The following is a 16,005-nucleotide window of genomic DNA, read 5'->3' as shown; positions in this document are numbered from 1 at the left end:
GGGAGTGCGTGGCACTGTGTGTTGTTAGCGGCCAATCCGCACAAAACTGAAGCGGAGAATGGCGTGAGTGACGATATTTTACGCGGAAATTTTAAAAATGCTGCGGAAAATTGGAGCAGGAAAAAGAGCGAGGCCAGCCAACCCTGTTTATTCCTTCTGCAATTGGCTAGAATATCCCGTTTTTAAATCACATCGACCCCGAGAGTTTTCACGATGTTTGAAGTCAATCCTGTATTAAACAAGCTTAAGGAGCTGTCTGAGAGGACCGAGCTGCTTAGGGGGTACCTTTGACTATGACGCCAAGAAAGAGCGTCTAGAAGAGGTCAATGCCGAGCTGGAACAGCCGGATGTCTGGAACGAACCCGAGCGCGCGCAGGCGCTGGGCAAGGAGCGCGTCTCCCTGGAGAACGTCGTCAGCACCATCGATACCCTGACCCAGGGCGTCGATGACGTCGAGATGCTGGTCAGCCTGGCCGTCGAAGGCGAAGACGAAGAGACCTTCAACGAAGCCGTGGTCGAAGCGGACGAGCTGGAGGCCAAGCTGGTGGATCTCGAGTTCCGTCGCATGTTCTCCGGTCAGCACGACGGTTCCGACTGCTACATCGACATCCAGTCCGGTTCCGGCGGCACCGAGGCCCAGGACTGGGCCAACATGGTGCTGCGCATGTACCTGCGCTGGGGTGATGCCCACGGCTACAAGCCCGAGCTCATCGAATGCTCCGAGGGCGACGTGGCCGGCATCAAGTCCGCCACCATCAAGTTCACCGGCGAGTATGCCTTCGGCTGGCTGCGCACCGAGACCGGCGTGCACCGCCTGGTACGCAAGTCGCCGTTCGATTCCGGTGGCCGTCGCCACACCTCGTTCTGCTCCGTGTTCGTCTACCCCGAGATCGATGATGACATCGAGATCGAGATCAACCCGGCTGATCTTCGCATCGACGTCTACCGCGCCTCCGGTGCCGGTGGTCAGCACGTCAACCGGACCGAGTCCGCGGTGCGTATCACCCACGTGCCGACCGGCGTGGTGGTGCAGTGCCAGAACGACCGTTCCCAGCACAAGAACAAAGATCAGTGTATGAAGCAGTTGAAGGCCAAGCTCTACGAGCTGGAAATTCAAAAGCAGAACGCTGAGAAGCAAGCCCTCGAAGAGACCAAGTCCGACATCGGCTGGGGCAGCCAGATCCGCTCCTACGTACTGGATGATTCCCGTATCAAGGATCTGCGCACCGGCGTCGAAACCCGCAATACCCAATCGGTACTCGACGGCGACTTGGACAAGTTTATCGAAGCCAGCCTGAAATCAGGCCTGTAAACAGAGCAGCAGGAATCACCATGTCTGAACAAATCACCACCCCGGAAGTCGACCAGACTCTCGAACTGAACAACGAGATGCTTGAGCGTCGCTCCAAGCTGGCCGCCTTGCGCGCCCAGGGCAACCCCTTCCCCAACGATTTCCGTCGTGACAGCCTCTCCGGCGATCTGCACGCCGAATTCGGCGACAAGAGCAATGACGAACTGGTCGCCCTGGGTAAACAGGTGAAGATTGCCGGTCGCATCATGACCCGCCGGATCATGGGCAAGGCGTCTTTCGCGACCCTGCAGGACATGGCTGGCAAGATCCAGATCTACGTGACCCGTGACGATCTGCCGGAAGGCTTCTACAACGAGCAGTTCAAGAAGTGGGATCTGGGTGACATCGTCGGTGTCGAGGGTACCCTGTTCCGCACCAACGCCGGTGAGCTCTCCGTACACGTCTCCACCATCCGCCTGCTGACCAAGGCCCTGCGCCCGCTGCCCGAGAAGCACAAGGGTCTGACCGACCAGGAAGCCCGCTGCCGCCAGCGTTACCTGGACCTGATCGCCAACGAAGAGTCCCGCAAGACCTTCGTGACCCGCACCAAGGTGGTGGCTGGCATTCGCAAGTTCCTGAACGACAAGCGCTTCATGGAAGTGGAAACCCCCATGATGCAAGTCATCCCGGGTGGCGCTTCCGCACGTCCCTTCATCACCCACCACAATGCGCTGGACATCGACATGTACCTGCGTATCGCTCCGGAACTCTACCTGAAGCGTCTGGTGGTCGGTGGTTTCGAACGTGTCTACGAAATCAACCGCAACTTCCGCAACGAAGGCATCTCCGTTCGCCATAACCCCGAGTTCACCATGCTCGAGTTCTATATGGCCTACGCCGATTACATCGATCTGATGGATCTCACCGAAGAGATGCTGCGCACCTTGGCACAGGACATCCTGGGCGATACCAGGATCCGTTACGCCAAAGAGGGCGAAGAGGGCCTGACCATCGATTTCGGTCAGCCGTTCCAGCGCCTCTCCATGGTCGACTCCATCCTGAAGTACAACCCGGGTGTGACCCGTGACGATCTGGCCACTCTTGAGAAGGCCACCGCCGTCGCCAAGGGTCTGAAGATCGAGCTGATGAAGAGCTGGGAGCTGGGCCACGTGATCACCGCGATCTTCGAAGAGACCGTGGAACACATGCTGCTGCAACCGACCTTCATCACCGAGTACCCGGCCGCCGTCTCCCCGCTGGCCCGTCGCAACGACCAGAACCCGGACGTCACCGACCGCTTCGAATTCTTCATCGGCGGCCGCGAGCTGGCCAACGGCTTCTCCGAGCTGAACGATGCAGAAGATCAGGCCGAGCGCTTCCAGGCTCAAGTTGACCAGAAAGCCGCAGGCGATGACGAAGCCATGTTCTACGACGCCGACTTCGTCACCGCACTGGAACACGGTCTGCCGCCGACTGCCGGTCAGGGCATCGGTATCGACCGTCTGGTGATGCTGTTCACCAACAGCCACACCATCCGCGACGTCATTCTGTTCCCGGCCTTGCGTCCACAAAAGTAAGAGCCGCAGAAACAGGGCCGCAGCAAAACGCTGCCGTCCATGGCAATCAAAACGCCCCGCAATTGCGGGCAATGCTGTTCACTTAAGCGGAGCCGCATTGCGATTTACCGGAAAACGGGTCTTTGATATCTTCACCGCCCTGGGTCTCGATGGCCTGGGGCGTTTTTCTATGAACATGACGCCTATGCAGCCCCGCAACTCCGCCAACCTCCGTGGCGTATGGGCTGGCGATAACGCGCCCGCCATCACTGCCATCTGGTTCGCGATGAACTGACAGGCAAACTTAAAGCTCACCTCATTGGGCGCTCGCTGATGGGCTACGGCGGCCTGGCTGGCCTCCCGCCTGACCAGATTGTATCCAAGCAGCAATCCCCACAGCTCCTGATAGACCAAGTCCACTTTCTTGCTTCTCAGCGTGATGGCGTTGTGCTGCATCGCGCTTTTGATATCCCGGTATCCCAGCTCGATTTCCCAGCGCTCGTGGTACAGGGTCGCCACCTGAGCTGCGCTGAATCGCGCCACGGGCAGGGAGGTAAAGACCGTTTTCTCCTTGCCTGCCACCTCATAGGTCACTGCGCGAACTTGCCAGTGTGTCGGCAACGCCGGGTTTTTCTTGCTAGCCTGAGGCGAGACCGTCATTTGCAACAGACGGTCACCGTCGCCATAGCGCTCAAGTTCCGTGTATACCAGCCCCTTGCGTTCCGGGATGAGCCAGTGACGGTCGGTGTCTTCGGCCTGAATACGCAGCAACAGGTCGGCACCGAAGAAGCCTTTATCCAGCAGGGTCACTGACTTGTCCGGCAATGAGTGAATGAACTCGCTGGCCAGGGGGATTTCCCCTTTGCGGTACGGGCTGATGGCCGCGTTGGCAATGACATGCGAGCGGACATTCATGAGCGTGACCAACCGCAGCATCGGGTAGGGTGTCTGCCGGTTGGTTGAGGTGTTACCCGAGCCGAAATGTGCTCTGAGTTCAGGCATATCCTGGGTTCGGAACAGGGCCCCATCGATGGCAAAGACCTGTAAACCGTGCCAATGGTCTTCAGGATAACGTTCCCGCCCCCACACATCGGCGCACTGTTTGAACAGCCACTCGAGCGGCTGTTTGCCGAGTCGCTGACGGGCCTGAGACAGGGCACTGTCCGCGAGCAAGGCATCATTGGCCAACCCTTCTGCACAGATGTTGAGGCGCCGAGCGACCTCGGAGATGGGCTCATTGCGGAAAAAGGCCATCCCCACGACGAGCCACAAGACCATATCAGAAGGTAAGCGGCGTCGGCGGATAGTGGCCTTTTCAGACAAGGCGGCAGCGGCAGTAATCCATTCGTCGGGAAAATGGTCGGCAAAAATGGCCAGCCGAGCCAGCATGTCGCCAGATGCCTCAACAACATCGTTCAGATCGTTTGCAATAGACATAAAAAAATCCGGAACCAGTGATTGGTTCCGGATTGTCCTACAGCAGAAGGATCGGTCAATGGATCCTTAACTGATCAGCATTGCCGCAATTGCGGGGCGTTTTTTTATGCAGAAGTCACACCGTGACGAGCGGTCATCGGTCCGCTGGTACGCCAGGCGGCAGCAGCCACTCCCCCTGCCACAGGGTCAGTGCCCGGCCCGCCATCAGCACCCGTTCCTCCTGCAATTCCAGCCTGAGATCCCCGCCCCGGGCCGAGATCTGGCGGGCCCGCAGCTGCTGCTTGCCGAGCCGCTCGGCCCAGAAGGGCACCAGGGCGCAGTGGTTGGAGCCGGTCACCGGATCCTCGTCTACTCCGACCCAGGGGGCGAAATAGCGGGAGACGAAGTCGTCCTCTCCCCGGCTCGATAGTGCCGTCACCATGATCCCCCGGCCCGGCAGCGCCCGCAGGGCGTGAAAATCGGGGGTGAGCGCGCGGACCGCCTCCTCGCTGGCCAGCTCCAGCAAGAACTTGGCGCCGGCCGCCAGGGTTTGCAGCGGCTGGCAACCGACCGCAGCCGCATAGGCCGGATCTAGAACGAGCGGCGCCAGGGCAATGCGCGGAAAATCGAGCCAGATCCACTCCCCTTCCCGCCGGGCCACCAACTCACCGCTGCGGGTCGCGAAGCGGATGGGGAGATCCCCCGACACCGCCCCCGTCTGCCACAGCACATGGGCCGCCGCCAGGGTACCATGGCCGCACAAATCCACCTCCACTTGCGGGGTGAACCAGCGCAACCCGTAATGCCCCTCTCCCAGTTGGGTCAGAAAGGTGCTCTCAGAGAGGTTGAACTCCGCTGCCATGGCCTGCAGCTCGGCGTCGGGCCGCGCTTCCCCCAGCACCACCACGGCGGGGTTGCCTCCGAAGGGGTGATGGCTGAAGGCGTTGACATGATAGAGACGGGACATGGTTGCTCCTTGGGGCATGAGAGATCCCCGGGACAGGGGGCTCGGCAAGGCCATTTTTATATCACGGGCCCCCCGGGGCTGAGATGGATTTTGGCTTTATAAATTCATAAATCGCATAAAGAAGATATTTTTATTCTTTGTTGTTATTCATTACACCCCTTACCCTGACCAAAAATCAGACCATGGAAGACATGTGTGATGCCATTGACAGCCCCCACCCTGAGCCCGCTCTCTGACGAACAGCAGCGCCAGCTCAACCAAGTTCTCACCACCCTCAATACCCAGCAACTGGCCTGGGTCAGCGGTTATCTCTACGGCCTCTCCCAGGCGGGCGTCCAACCCGTGGCGAGCGCAGGCGTAGAAGTCGCTGCTCCCGGCGGCAGCCTGACCATTCTCTACGGCTCCCAGACCGGGAATGCCAAGGGCGTGGCCAGCGCCATCAAGGCCCAGGCCGAGGCCCGCGGCCTGCCGGTGACCCTCACCTCCATGGCGGACTACAAACCCAAGCAGCTCAAGAAAGAGAGCCACCTGCTGGTGGTAGTGAGCACTTACGGGGAGGGGGAGCCCCCCGAGAGTGCCGTCGATCTGTTCGAGCAGCTCAAGAAGGGTAAGGTCGGCAAGCTGGAAGGGCTCAAGTTTGCCGTGCTGGGGCTGGGTGACAGCTCCTATGAGTTCTTCTGCCAGACCGGCAAGGATTTCGATGGCTTCCTCGCCAAGGCAGGGGCAGAGCGCATCCATGAGCTAGCTAGCCTCGATGTGGATTATCAGGATGCTGCCAAGGCCTGGGGCGAGCAGGCCGTTGCGGCGGTCGCCGCCACCCTCTCTGCCGGCGCCGCGACTGCCAGCGTGGCGGGCTCGGTGCAGGCCGCCGTCGGCCACAGCCAGTACAACAAGGAGAACCCTTTCCCCGCCAGACTCTCGGTGAACCAGAAGATCACCGGCCGCGACTCCACCAAGGACATCCGTCACATCGAGATCAACCTGGAAGAGTCCGGCATCACCTATCAACCGGGGGACGCGCTCGGCATCTGGTTCGACAACGACGCCGATCTCGTGGGGGAAGTGCTGGCCCTGACCGATCTGACCGGTGACGAGGCTACCCCCCATGGCAGCCTGCGCGAGGCGCTGACCCGTCACTACGAGCTGACCCGGCTGCACGGGGGCCTGATCACTGGCCTCGCCGAGATCACGGACAACGCGGCGCTGAAGGATCTGGCCGGTGACAAGGCCCAGGTCAACGCCCTGGTGGCCAGCGCCCAGGTGGTGGACGTACTGAAACGCTTCCCGGCTTCCTTGAGTGCCGATCAACTGATCGCACTGCTGCGTCCCCTCACCCCCCGCCTCTACTCCATCGCCTCCGCCCAGAGCGAGGTGGAAGAAGAGGTGCACCTGACTGTCGGCGTGGTGCGCTACCGCCAAGAAGATGGCACAGTGCGAAGCGGCGGCGCCTCCTCCTATCTGGCGGACCGTCTGCCGGAAGATGCCGAGGTCCGGGTGTTCGTGGAGCACAACGACAACTTCCGCCTGCCCGCCAATCCCGACACCCCCGTCATCATGGTCGGCCCGGGCACCGGCATTGCCCCGTTCCGCGCCTTCCTGCAGGAGCGGGAAGCACAGGGGGCAGAGGGCAAGAACTGGCTCTTCTTCGGCAACCCCCACTTCACCCAGGACTTCCTCTATCAGGTGGAGTGGCAGCGTTATGTGAAATCGGGCCTGCTGTCCAAGATCTCCCTGGCCTTCAGCCGGGATCAGGCCAACAAGATTTATGTGCAGGACCGTCTGCGCGAGGCAGGGCTTGAGCTCTACCAGTGGCTGGAAGCAGGCGCTCACTTCTATGTGTGTGGCGACGCCAACCACATGGCGAAGGATGTGCAGGAAGCCCTGCTGGAAGTGATTGCGGAACACGGCCACAAGAGCCGTGAGGAAGCAGAAGAGTATCTGAGCGAATTGCGTCGTGCCAAACGTTATCAAAGGGATGTCTATTGATGAGCAAACAACTTATTCCGGGACCGGTCGAAGGGCCGCTGGCTGACAACGAACGCCTCAAGCGCGAGAGCAACTTCCTGCGCGGCACCATCGCCGAAGATCTGCAGGACCCGCTCACCGGCGGCTTCAACGGCGACAACTTCCAGCTGATCCGCTTCCACGGCATGTATCAGCAGGATGACCGCGACATCCGCCCGGAGCGCGCCGCCCAGAAGCTGGAGCCCCTGCACAACGTCATGCTGCGCGCCCGCCTGCCCGGCGGCATCATCACCCCGGCCCAGTGGCAGGTGATCGACAAGTTCGCCGAAGAACACAGCATGTACGGCAGCATCCGCCTGACCAACCGCCAGACCTTCCAGTTCCACGGGGTACTGAAGCGCGACATCAAGCTGATGCACCAGACCCTCAACAGCACCGGTATCGACTCCATCGCCACCGCGGGGGACGTGAACCGCAACGTGCTCTGCACCAGCAACCCGGTGGAGTCCGAGTTGCACCAGGAGGCCTACGAGTGGGCCAAGAAGATCTCCGAACACTTGCTGCCCAAGACCCGCGCCTACGTGGAGATCTGGCTGGATGGCGAGAAGCTGGGGGGTGACGAGGAGCCGATACTGGGCTCCAACTACCTGCCGCGCAAATTCAAGACGACCGTGGTGATCCCGCCCCACAACGATGTGGACATCCACGCCAACGATCTCAACTTCGTGGCCATCGCCGAACACGGCAAGCTGGTGGGCTTCAACGTGCTGGTGGGGGGCGGTCTCGCCATGACCCATGGCGACACCACCACCTACCCGCGCAAGGCGAGCGACTTTGGCTTCATTCCGCTCTCCCACGTGCTGGAGGTGGCGGCCGCCGTGGTCAGCACCCAGCGCGACTGGGGCAACCGGGTCAACCGCAAGAACGCCAAGACCAAGTACACCCTTGAACGGGTGGGGGTCGAGGCCTTCAAGGCCGAGGTGGAGAACCGCGCCGGCATCCAGTTCGGGCCGGTTCACCCCTATGAATTCACCAGCCGTGGCGATCGCTTTGGCTGGGTGGAGGGGATCGACGGCAAGCACCACCTGACCCTGTTTATCGAGAACGGCCGCCTGCTGGACTTCCCGGGCAAGCCCCTCAAGACCGGCATGCTGGAGATCGCCAAGGTGCATCAGGGGGACTTCCGCCTGACCGCCAACCAGAACCTCATCATCGCGGGCGTGCCTGCCGGCGAGAAGGCCCGCATCGAGGCGCTGGCGCGCCAGTACGGTCTGCTGGATGACGGCGTGAGCGAGCAGCGCAAGCAGTCCATGGCCTGTGTAGCCCTGCCCACCTGCCCCCTGGCAATGGCCGAGGCCGAGCGCATGCTGCCTGCCTTCGTCACCGACATCGAGGGGCTGCTGGCCAAGCACGGCCTGGCGGATGACGCCATCATCTTCCGGGTCACCGGCTGCCCCAACGGCTGCGGCCGCGCCATGCTGGCGGAAGTGGGTCTGGTGGGCAAGGCGCCGGGTCGCTACAACCTGCACCTGGGGGGCAACCTCGAGGGGACCCGCATCCCGCGCCTGCACCTGGAGAACATCACCGAGCCGCAGATCCTGGCCGAACTGGACGCCCTGATCGGCCGCTGGGCGAGCGAACGCAACCCGGACGAGTGCTTCGGCGATTTTGTCATTCGCGCCGGGATCATCGCCCCGGTTATCGACTCCGCGAGGGACTTCTATGCAGCCTGAACAGACTGATACAGCCCGGCTGGCGCGCACCGCCGACGGCCGGCTCGACCTCGACGCCCTCCTGGCCCTGGGCCGGGAGGAGCAGGTCGAGGCGCTGGCCCCCCTCAACCGGGCGCTGGACGCCATGAGCGCCCCCGAGCGGGTGCGCTGGGCCCTGGCCAACCTGCCGGGGGAGCATGTGCTGTCGTCGAGTTTCGGCATCCAGGCGGCGCTCATGCTGCACCTGGTGAGCCGCGAGCGGGCCGACGTGCCCGTGGTGCTGACCGACACCGGTTACCTCTTCCCCGAGACCTACCGTTTCATCGACGAACTGACCGAGCGTCTCGCGCTCAACCTCAAGATTTACCGGGCCGAACTCAGCCCGGCCTGGCAGGAGGCCCGCTTCGGCCTCCTGTGGGAGCAGGGGGTGGAGGGGATCACCCGCTACAACCAGCTCAACAAGGTGGAGCCCATGGACCGCGCCCTGAACGAGCTGGGTGCCCGCACCTGGTTCTCGGGCCTGCGCCGTGAGCAGTCTGGCAGCCGGGGCAAGCTGCCGGTGCTGGCCATCCAGCGCGGTCGCTTCAAGTTCCTGCCGGTGATCGACTGGAGCAACAAGGACGTCTTCTACTACTTCAAGGAGTTCGACCTCCCCTACCACCCCTTGTGGGAGCAGGGCTACCTGTCGGTCGGCGACGTGCACACCACCGCCAAGTGGGAGCCCGGCATGAGCGAGGAGCAGACCCGCTTCTTCGGCCTCAAGCGCGAGTGCGGCCTGCATGAGGAAGGTGGCGAGAGCGACGGCTCCGGCATCTGATCCCCGGCCCGGCCATGTGCTGCGCCCCGCCCACAAAAAAACGCCCGGCAACTGCCGGGCGTTTTTCTTTGCGCAAAAGGGTGATGTACCGCCCTTCATTACATGGCGGCGGCGCGCGCCTGATTCAGCCAGTCGTTCACCAGCGCCTCGTGGCCCTTGAGCCAGGCATCGGCATGACGTTCCACGTCCGCCGGCTTGTTCTGCCCCTTGTTCATCAGGCCGTTCTGCACGTTGATGTCATTGAGCGGCAGCTTGACGATGGAGAAGAGCTTGGCGGCGGCCGGATTGGCCTCGGCAAACCGCTTGTTGGCAACGATGTGCATGGTGTTCACCGCAAAGCCGTAGTTCTTGCCGTTCGGCAAACGGGTCTTGGCCGCATCCGGGGCATCGGCGGGGACTTCCAGCCACACCACATCCTTGCCCGGCACCAGTTCGCTGCTGAGCCAGTAGGGGGTCCAGGTGTAATAGAGCACCGGCTTGCCGGCCTGGTAGCGAGCCAGGGTATCGGCGATCAGCGCCGCGTAGTTGCCCTGCTTGTGGGCCACCGTGGGGGTCAGACCAAAGGCGTCGAGGTGATGGTTGATCGCCCCCTCGCAGCCCCAGCCGGGGTTGCAACCGATGAGGTCGGCCTTGCCGTCGCCATCCCCGTCAAACAGCGCCGCCACCTCGGGATCCTTGAGCTGGCCCAGGTTGGTGATGCCGTATTGGGTCGCGGTCTTCTTGTCGATGAGGTACCCCTGGGCGGCACCGGCCACATAGGTGCCCTCACGGAAGAACACCTTGTCGCCCCCCGCCTGCTCGTACTTGTTGTCCTGCAGCGGCACCCAGTTGAACGCAAGGAAGGTGCCGTCTCCCTGGGCCACCGAGGCATAGGCCACGTTGTAGTCCACCTCCTGGGCGGGCTGGACATCGTAACCCAGACGCGCCATCAGCTTGCTCACCAGCAGGCTCTGGAAGGCCTCTTCCGGCAAGGAGCTCTGCAGGGGCTGAACGCGAACCCCCTCCCCCGGCAACTCGGCGCTGGCCATGGCGAGCGGGCTCAGCAGTTGGGTACTCAGCAGCAATGTGCCCAGAGTCAATCCTTTGGTGATCGGTCTCATGCATTTACTCCTTTGTAATCGATTTTCTTGTCACGACCGGCCAGGCGCAGCAGCAGGGCGGCGGGGCCATGCTGATACCAGCGGCCGGTACGGGTGCGATCCGGTTGCCCCATCGCCTGGGTGAGGCGGTCGAGCACGATGGCCAGCAGCACGATGCCGAGGCCGCCGATGGAGGCGAGCCCCATGTCGAGCCGGCCGATGCCGCGCAGCACCATCTGGCCGAGGCCCCCCACCGCGATCATGGAGGCGATCACCACCATGGAGAGCGCCAGCATCAGGGTCTGGTTGACCCCGGCCATGATGGTGGGCATGGCGAGCGGCAGCTGTACCTTGAACAGCAACTGGGAGGGGCTGGCACCGAACGAGTGGGCCGCCTCAACCAGATCGGCGGGCACCTGGCGAATGCCCAGCATGGTGAGCCGGATCATGGGCGGTAGGGCGAAGATGACGGTCACCACCACCCCGGGCACGTTGCCGATGCCAAACAGCATCACGATGGGGATGAGGTAGACGAACGCCGGGGTGGTCTGCATGGCATCCAGCAGCGGCCGGGTCCAGGTGGAGAGCCGCTCGCTGCGGGCCAGCAGGATGCCGGTGGGCAACCCCAGCAGCACACAGAAGAACAGCGAGGTCAGCACCAGGGACAGGGTCACCATGGCATCGGACCAGGCCCCGATGAGCCCGATCCCCACAAGAGATACGAGCGTGCCGAGCGCCATGCGGCCGTTCACCAGTTGCCAGGCAAGCAGAGCCAGGAGCCCCATCATCAGGGTGGAGGGCACCGTCTGCAGCAGATGGGTCATGGCGTTCAGGGTCAGCTCCACCGGTGCGCGGATCAGCTGGAACAGCGGCCGCAGGTTCTCCACCAGCCAGCCGATGCCCCCTTCCACCCAGGTATCCAGCGGCACCAGCGCCTGCTGGAAAGGATCCAGCCAGTCGATGGTGGTTGTGGTGTCGGCGGCTTCGATCTGGTTCTGCCAGTCGGTGGCCTGGGTGTCGGTACTGCCCCAGGGATCTGACACCTCGGTGGACGCAGGCGCGCTCCAGGGGTCTGCCGCCACCTCATCGGCCCGCAGGGAAGGGCTCGCCAGCAGCACCAGGGCCAGCAGCCCGCTCAGCAAGAAATGGGGATTCATCAGCTTCATGCCGGGGTACTCCTGTCCAGGGTATTGAGCAGATTGGCCTTGGAGATGAGGCCGAGGTAAGTGCCATCCTCCTCGACCACGGGCACCTGACAGGGAGCGGCCGCCACCTGGCTGATCAATTCATTGAGGGCGGTGTCCGCCAGAATGGGCTGAATGTCCCCCAGCAGCGCCTGCTCCAGGCTGCCTTTGGTCCTTACCGCCTGACCGAGCGACTCCACCGAGACGACCCCGAGGAAGCGGCGGCTGCGATCCACCACGTACCCGAACTCCCGCTCAAGCTCCTTGAGCTGGCGCAGGGCGTTGCCCGGCCCGTCGGTGGTGTGTTTCTTGATGAGGGGCACCTGCTTGCGGCTGGCCACATCGCGGGCGCTGAACACATGGGCCAGATCCACACCGCGAAAGAAGGCGCGCACATAGTCGTTGGCGGGCTGGTTCAGGATCTCGTCCGGGGTGCCCACCTGCACCAGCTGGCCATCCTGCATGATGGCGATGCGATCGCCGATGCGCATCGCCTCGTCCAGATCGTGGGAGATGAAGACGATGGTGCGCTGCTGGCTGGCCTGCAGCTTGAGCAGCTCATCCTGCATCTCGGTGCGGATCAGGGGATCCAGCGCGGAGAAAGCTTCGTCCATCAGCAGGATGTCGGGGTCATTGGCAAGGGCCCGGGCCAGCCCGACCCGCTGCTTCATGCCGCCGGAGAGGGCATCCGGATAAGCCTCTATCCACTGTCCCAGCCCCACCTGATGGAGCGCCTGACGGGCGCTCTGCTGGCGCTCCGCCAGCGGTACACCGGCCAGCTCCAGCCCGAAGGCGGTATTTTCCAGCACACTCAGGTGCGGCATCAGGGCGAAAGACTGGAATACCATGCTGATCTTCTTGCGGCGCACCCGGCGCAGCTCGCGCTCCGAGATGGCGGCGATGTCCTCGCCATCGATCAGCACCTGGCCGCGGGTCGGCTCGATCAGCCGGTTGAAGAGACGCACCAAGGTGGACTTGCCCGAACCGGAGAGGCCCATCACCACGAAGATCTCCCCTTCGTTGATGGACAGATTGACATCCTGGACCCCCAGGGTCTGTCCGGTCTTTTTCAGGATACTGGCGCGATCATGCCCTTTCGCCAGCAATTTGAACGCTTTATCCGGCTGATCGCCGAAGATTTTGTAGAGGGATTTGACCTCGAGTTTGACTGTCATATTGTCCTTTTTTCTTGGCCGACGCCTTGCCTGGCAAACCGTCGAACGTGAGCCAATTACTTTTAACACTAAGCAATTTCACACCCAAATAAAAGAATCAATTGAAGCCAACCTGGAAAGGTTAAATTTAACTCATTGATTTTTATTGGTTATTTTCATTCATAAAAATCCATTAAATCACGATAAAAACGCCTATAACAGACAGAGCCACCACAGTATCGATGCACTTGCAGCACATTTCATTAATGATTAAAAGGCGTTAGCAGCAGGCGAAAAGAGAGGGTGGGGAGGATGGCCCCCATCGGAGCGATTAATGGCCATTTAATTACATTACTAATCATTTTGATGCCGCGCACTCGGTATTGCTTCAGGCACCTTCAACCATGCCGGTTCAGCCCCCTTCTCTTTGCGGCAACAGGGCACAAAAAAGCCCCCTGCTGTCGCAAGGGGCTCTTCATGGCATCAGAGGGATCAGCGCCGCTGCCAGGTCTCGAAACAGTAGAGATGGGGGTTCTTCTCGTCAGGCTGATGGGACTCGCGCTCGATGCAGGACCAGTCGCCCTCGTCAAAGGCCGGGAAGCGGGTATCCCCCTCCACCGCCAGATCGATGCGGGTCAGATAGAGCCTGTCGGCCCGTGGCAGCAGCTGGCCGTAGAGATGACCGCCCCCGATCACCATCAGCTCGGCCACGTCGCTGCCCGCCAGCAGCGCCAGCGCCGCCTCCACCGAGTCGATAACCTCCACGCCGTCGGCCCGGTAGTCGGGGTTGCGGCTGATCACCAGATTGCGGCGCCCGGGCAGCGGTCGTCCGATGGACTCGAAGGTCTTGCGCCCCATCAACACCGGCTTGCCCAGGGTCACCCGCTTGAAGTGGGCCAGATCCGCCGGCAGATGCCAGGGCATCTGGTTGTCCAGGCCGATCACCCTGTCCTGGGCCATGGCGGCAATCATGGAAATCATCATGGGGTCAACCTCTCGCACCGTCGTCAGATAATGGGGCGGTTACGGTACACGACCAGAGACGGAATCGCCAAACCGAAACTCAGGGCCCCCACGATAAACAGCGCCTTGAGGCCGTTCTCCACTGCGCTCTGAAGCAGCTCCATGGTCACTCCGGAGATATTGAGCTCCACGATGGCGATCATGGTCTTGAACGCATAGCTGCCCGGGATCATGGGGATGATGGAGGCGACGCTGAACACCGGGCGCGGTGCCAGCAGGCGGCGCGACCAGTAGACACAGACAAAGCCGACCGTGGTCGCCGCTGCCAGGGTGGCCCACTCGATGGGCATGCCATAGTGGATGAGCAGGGTACGCAGGCTGTGGGCCAACGCTCCCCCCATGGCGCAATATTTGAGCATCCGTGGCGGCACGTTGAACAGCATGGCAAAGCCCACCGCCGGAATGGCCGACCAGAAGGCATCCTTGGCCAGCAGCCAGAGCAGTTCCATCATACCTTCCACCCCCAGATACCGGTCACCGACATGGCGAGAATGATCCCTATGGCTGCGCTGATGGTCAGCAGTGTCGCCGTGCCCCAGCGGGCCAGCCCCATGTTGAAGTAACCCTTCACCATGTCGGAGACCGCATTGATGAGCGGGAACCCCGGCACCAGCAGCAACACGCTGGCGGCCATGGCGAGATAGGGTTGTTCGCCCCAGCCGAAGAAGGTGGCGCTGGAAGCGAGCAGGGTGGCGATAAACCCGGTGGCGGCAAAGTTGATGAGGGGGCTGTGGTGATGGCGGGCAATGAGCTGGCGCACCCGCATGGCGACCGAGGCCGAGCAGCAGGTCACCAGGAAGATGGGCCAGTCACCGCCAAACAGCAGGCAGAAGGCACCGCAGGAGAGCCCCACCATGGGCACCACCAGCCAGGGGTGATAGTGGAACGGCGTGATGGCCTCGAGGCGCTGACGTACCTCGCGCGCGCCGATAAGCGACTTTTCCGTCATGATGCAGATGCGCTGGATTTCGCACACCACCTGCATGTTGATGCCGTGCTCCCGCACCCGGCGGGTGGTGGTGACGCAACTGCCCTGGTAGAGGCTGGTGAGGACGATGGCGCTGGAAGAGATGGCCATCTCGACGCTCTCCAGCCCGAGCGCCATGCCCAGGCGGACCGTGGTCTGCTCGATGATGCGGCTCTCCGCCCCAAACTGGGCCAGCATCTGGCCCGCCTTGACGATGATCCGGGTGATCTCCGTCTGCTGCTCTCGCGACAGCACCCTTCCTGGTGTGATGCTTCTCATGATCCCTTTGAGTCATAGCAAGATGAAATGTGTCTGGATATTACCCCAAAATAAATACACCTTCATCCATCTCTATCGGACTGCGGGCACTGGTCACTATTATTCAGCCGCCCGGGGAATATTTGCAGCAAATAAAAAACAATTCACCCAACTTGCTTAACAACTTGTTTGAGAAGGGGTGAAACAAATTAATAAACACCCTGTTTTTTTATATCTTGAACAGGGCCGTGAATTATTTCCGTTTCAGATAACTGGAAAACGCTATCACATTATCCGGCAGCGGGGGCTCTGCCATTTCCTGACAAGATTCGTTCTGCAGATCCAGAATGTGCTGGTGCATGGCGTAGACGGAGTCATGCATCATGTTGGCGATACGGATGCAGCTGTCGAGGTTGTTTCTGGCCAGACGGCGCTGGCAGTCGATGCGAAATTGCAGACCTCGCAGCCGACGTTGCCGCTCTGGCCCCACCTGGGCGATCAGGGTCTCTATCTGCTGGTGCAGCAGCGCGTCGAGTCGCTCCGGCTCGGCCAGCGCCCAGTACTTCAGGGTATCGAAATCAGGCAGCTCCATATACCCTCCTGGCCGGACCTCGCC

The 16,005-nt window shown here is 61.8% G+C and carries 14 protein-coding genes; 5 read left to right on the top strand and 9 right to left on the bottom strand.

Translation table 11 applies throughout. The features are described 5' to 3' along the window. Nucleotides 1-213: 213 nt before the first annotated feature. Nucleotides 214-1,312 (top strand): peptide chain release factor 2 gene (gene prfB, locus C3F36_RS15785; RefSeq protein WP_102948437.1). Its coding sequence is split into 2 segments (ribosomal slippage): nt 214-288 and nt 290-1,312, totalling 1,098 coding nucleotides; the frame shifts between segments, so codons are not numbered across the junction. A 20-nt stretch (nt 1,313-1,332) separates the two neighbouring features. Next, on the top strand, nt 1,333-2,868 hold the full coding sequence (gene lysS, locus C3F36_RS15780; protein WP_104455418.1) for a lysine--tRNA ligase: 1,536 nt from the start codon (nt 1,333-1,335) through the stop codon (nt 2,866-2,868). 78 nt (nt 2,869-2,946) lie between these two features. On the opposite strand, the gene C3F36_RS15775 is transcribed toward lysS, so the two are convergent. Beyond that, nucleotides 2,947-4,284, bottom strand: coding sequence for an IS4-like element ISAeme15 family transposase (locus C3F36_RS15775; protein WP_104455417.1), 1,338 nt, complete (start codon nt 4,282-4,284; stop codon nt 2,947-2,949). 133 nt (nt 4,285-4,417) lie between these two features. Next, entirely contained in the window at nt 4,418-5,230 is an 813-nt protein-coding gene (locus tag C3F36_RS15770; protein ID WP_199769607.1) for a PhzF family phenazine biosynthesis protein, read from the bottom strand. A gap of 198 nt (nt 5,231-5,428) precedes the next feature. On the opposite strand from C3F36_RS15770, the gene C3F36_RS15765 reads away from it, so the two are divergent. The 3 genes from C3F36_RS15765 to C3F36_RS15755 are packed head-to-tail and all read left to right on the top strand — an operon-like array spanning nt 5,429 to nt 9,724. Further along, nucleotides 5,429-7,216, top strand: a complete 1,788-nt coding sequence (locus tag C3F36_RS15765; RefSeq protein ID WP_104455415.1) for an assimilatory sulfite reductase (NADPH) flavoprotein subunit — start codon at nt 5,429-5,431, stop codon at nt 7,214-7,216. Beyond that, nucleotides 7,216-8,928, top strand: coding sequence for an assimilatory sulfite reductase (NADPH) hemoprotein subunit (gene cysI, locus C3F36_RS15760; protein WP_104455414.1), 1,713 nt, complete (start codon nt 7,216-7,218; stop codon nt 8,926-8,928). The genes C3F36_RS15765 and cysI overlap by 1 nt, the downstream gene beginning before the upstream one ends. After that, nucleotides 8,918-9,724 carry a phosphoadenylyl-sulfate reductase gene (locus C3F36_RS15755; RefSeq protein WP_045525747.1) on the top strand — a complete coding sequence of 269 codons (807 nt, stop codon included), beginning with the start codon at nt 8,918-8,920 and terminating at the stop codon, nt 9,722-9,724. Before cysI ends, C3F36_RS15755 begins: the two co-directional genes overlap by 11 nt. A 98-nt stretch (nt 9,725-9,822) precedes the next feature. On the opposite strand, the gene proX is transcribed toward C3F36_RS15755, so the two are convergent. The 7 genes from proX to C3F36_RS15720 all read right to left on the bottom strand — a co-directional run bounded on the left by proX (nt 9,823) and on the right by C3F36_RS15720 (nt 15,981). Further along, nucleotides 9,823-10,824, bottom strand: a complete 1,002-nt coding sequence (proX, locus tag C3F36_RS15750; RefSeq protein WP_043154276.1) for a glycine betaine/L-proline ABC transporter substrate-binding protein ProX — start codon at nt 10,822-10,824, stop codon at nt 9,823-9,825. After that, complete coding sequence (proW, locus tag C3F36_RS15745; RefSeq protein ID WP_049636569.1) at nt 10,821-11,969, bottom strand: glycine betaine/L-proline ABC transporter permease ProW; 1,149 nt, start codon at nt 11,967-11,969, stop codon at nt 10,821-10,823. The genes proX and proW overlap by 4 nt, the downstream gene beginning before the upstream one ends. Next, entirely contained in the window at nt 11,966-13,162 is a 1,197-nt protein-coding gene (gene proV / locus C3F36_RS15740; RefSeq protein ID WP_104455413.1) for a glycine betaine/L-proline ABC transporter ATP-binding protein ProV, read from the bottom strand. The genes proW and proV overlap by 4 nt, the downstream gene beginning before the upstream one ends. Nucleotides 13,163-13,633: 471 nt before the next feature. Continuing rightward, nucleotides 13,634-14,125 carry a type 3 dihydrofolate reductase gene (gene folA / locus C3F36_RS15735; protein ID WP_104455412.1) on the bottom strand — a complete coding sequence of 164 codons (492 nt, stop codon included), beginning with the start codon at nt 14,123-14,125 and terminating at the stop codon, nt 13,634-13,636. 23 nt (nt 14,126-14,148) lie between these two features. Beyond that, nucleotides 14,149-14,616 (bottom strand): threonine/serine exporter family protein, encoded by a 468-nt coding sequence (locus C3F36_RS15730; RefSeq protein WP_010675437.1) that lies wholly within the window; start codon nt 14,614-14,616, stop codon nt 14,149-14,151. Next, complete coding sequence (locus tag C3F36_RS15725; protein WP_050498274.1) at nt 14,613-15,410, bottom strand: threonine/serine ThrE exporter family protein; 798 nt, start codon at nt 15,408-15,410, stop codon at nt 14,613-14,615. Before C3F36_RS15725 ends, C3F36_RS15730 begins: the two co-directional genes overlap by 4 nt. Nucleotides 15,411-15,642: 232 nt before the next feature. Then, nucleotides 15,643-15,981 carry a DUF3135 domain-containing protein gene (locus C3F36_RS15720; RefSeq protein WP_104456068.1) on the bottom strand — a complete coding sequence of 113 codons (339 nt, stop codon included), beginning with the start codon at nt 15,979-15,981 and terminating at the stop codon, nt 15,643-15,645. Nucleotides 15,982-16,005 lie beyond the last annotated feature (24 nt).

The organism is Aeromonas sp. ASNIH2 (genome assembly GCF_002934795.1).
GTDB classification, from domain to species: Bacteria; Pseudomonadota; Gammaproteobacteria; order Enterobacterales; family Aeromonadaceae; genus Aeromonas; species Aeromonas caviae.
This window is presented reverse-complemented; position numbering and strand designations above follow the sequence as displayed.

Coding starts and splice junctions, on each gene's coding strand:
- lysS (WP_104455418.1), top strand. CDS start 1,333: ATGTCTGAACAAATCACCACCCCGGAAGTCGACCAGACTCTCGAACTG.
- C3F36_RS15775 (WP_104455417.1), bottom strand. CDS start 4,284: ATGTCTATTGCAAACGATCTGAACGATGTTGTTGAGGCATCTGGCGAC.
- C3F36_RS15770 (WP_199769607.1), bottom strand. CDS start 5,230: ATGTCCCGTCTCTATCATGTCAACGCCTTCAGCCATCACCCCTTCGGA.
- C3F36_RS15765 (WP_104455415.1), top strand. CDS start 5,429: ATGCCATTGACAGCCCCCACCCTGAGCCCGCTCTCTGACGAACAGCAG.
- cysI (WP_104455414.1), top strand. CDS start 7,216: ATGAGCAAACAACTTATTCCGGGACCGGTCGAAGGGCCGCTGGCTGAC.
- C3F36_RS15755 (WP_045525747.1), top strand. CDS start 8,918: ATGCAGCCTGAACAGACTGATACAGCCCGGCTGGCGCGCACCGCCGAC.
- proX (WP_043154276.1), bottom strand. CDS start 10,824: ATGAGACCGATCACCAAAGGATTGACTCTGGGCACATTGCTGCTGAGT.
- proW (WP_049636569.1), bottom strand. CDS start 11,969: ATGAAGCTGATGAATCCCCATTTCTTGCTGAGCGGGCTGCTGGCCCTG.
- proV (WP_104455413.1), bottom strand. CDS start 13,162: ATGACAGTCAAACTCGAGGTCAAATCCCTCTACAAAATCTTCGGCGAT.
- folA (WP_104455412.1), bottom strand. CDS start 14,125: ATGATGATTTCCATGATTGCCGCCATGGCCCAGGACAGGGTGATCGGC.
- C3F36_RS15730 (WP_010675437.1), bottom strand. CDS start 14,616: ATGATGGAACTGCTCTGGCTGCTGGCCAAGGATGCCTTCTGGTCGGCC.
- C3F36_RS15725 (WP_050498274.1), bottom strand. CDS start 15,410: ATGAGAAGCATCACACCAGGAAGGGTGCTGTCGCGAGAGCAGCAGACG.
- C3F36_RS15720 (WP_104456068.1), bottom strand. CDS start 15,981: ATGGAGCTGCCTGATTTCGATACCCTGAAGTACTGGGCGCTGGCCGAG.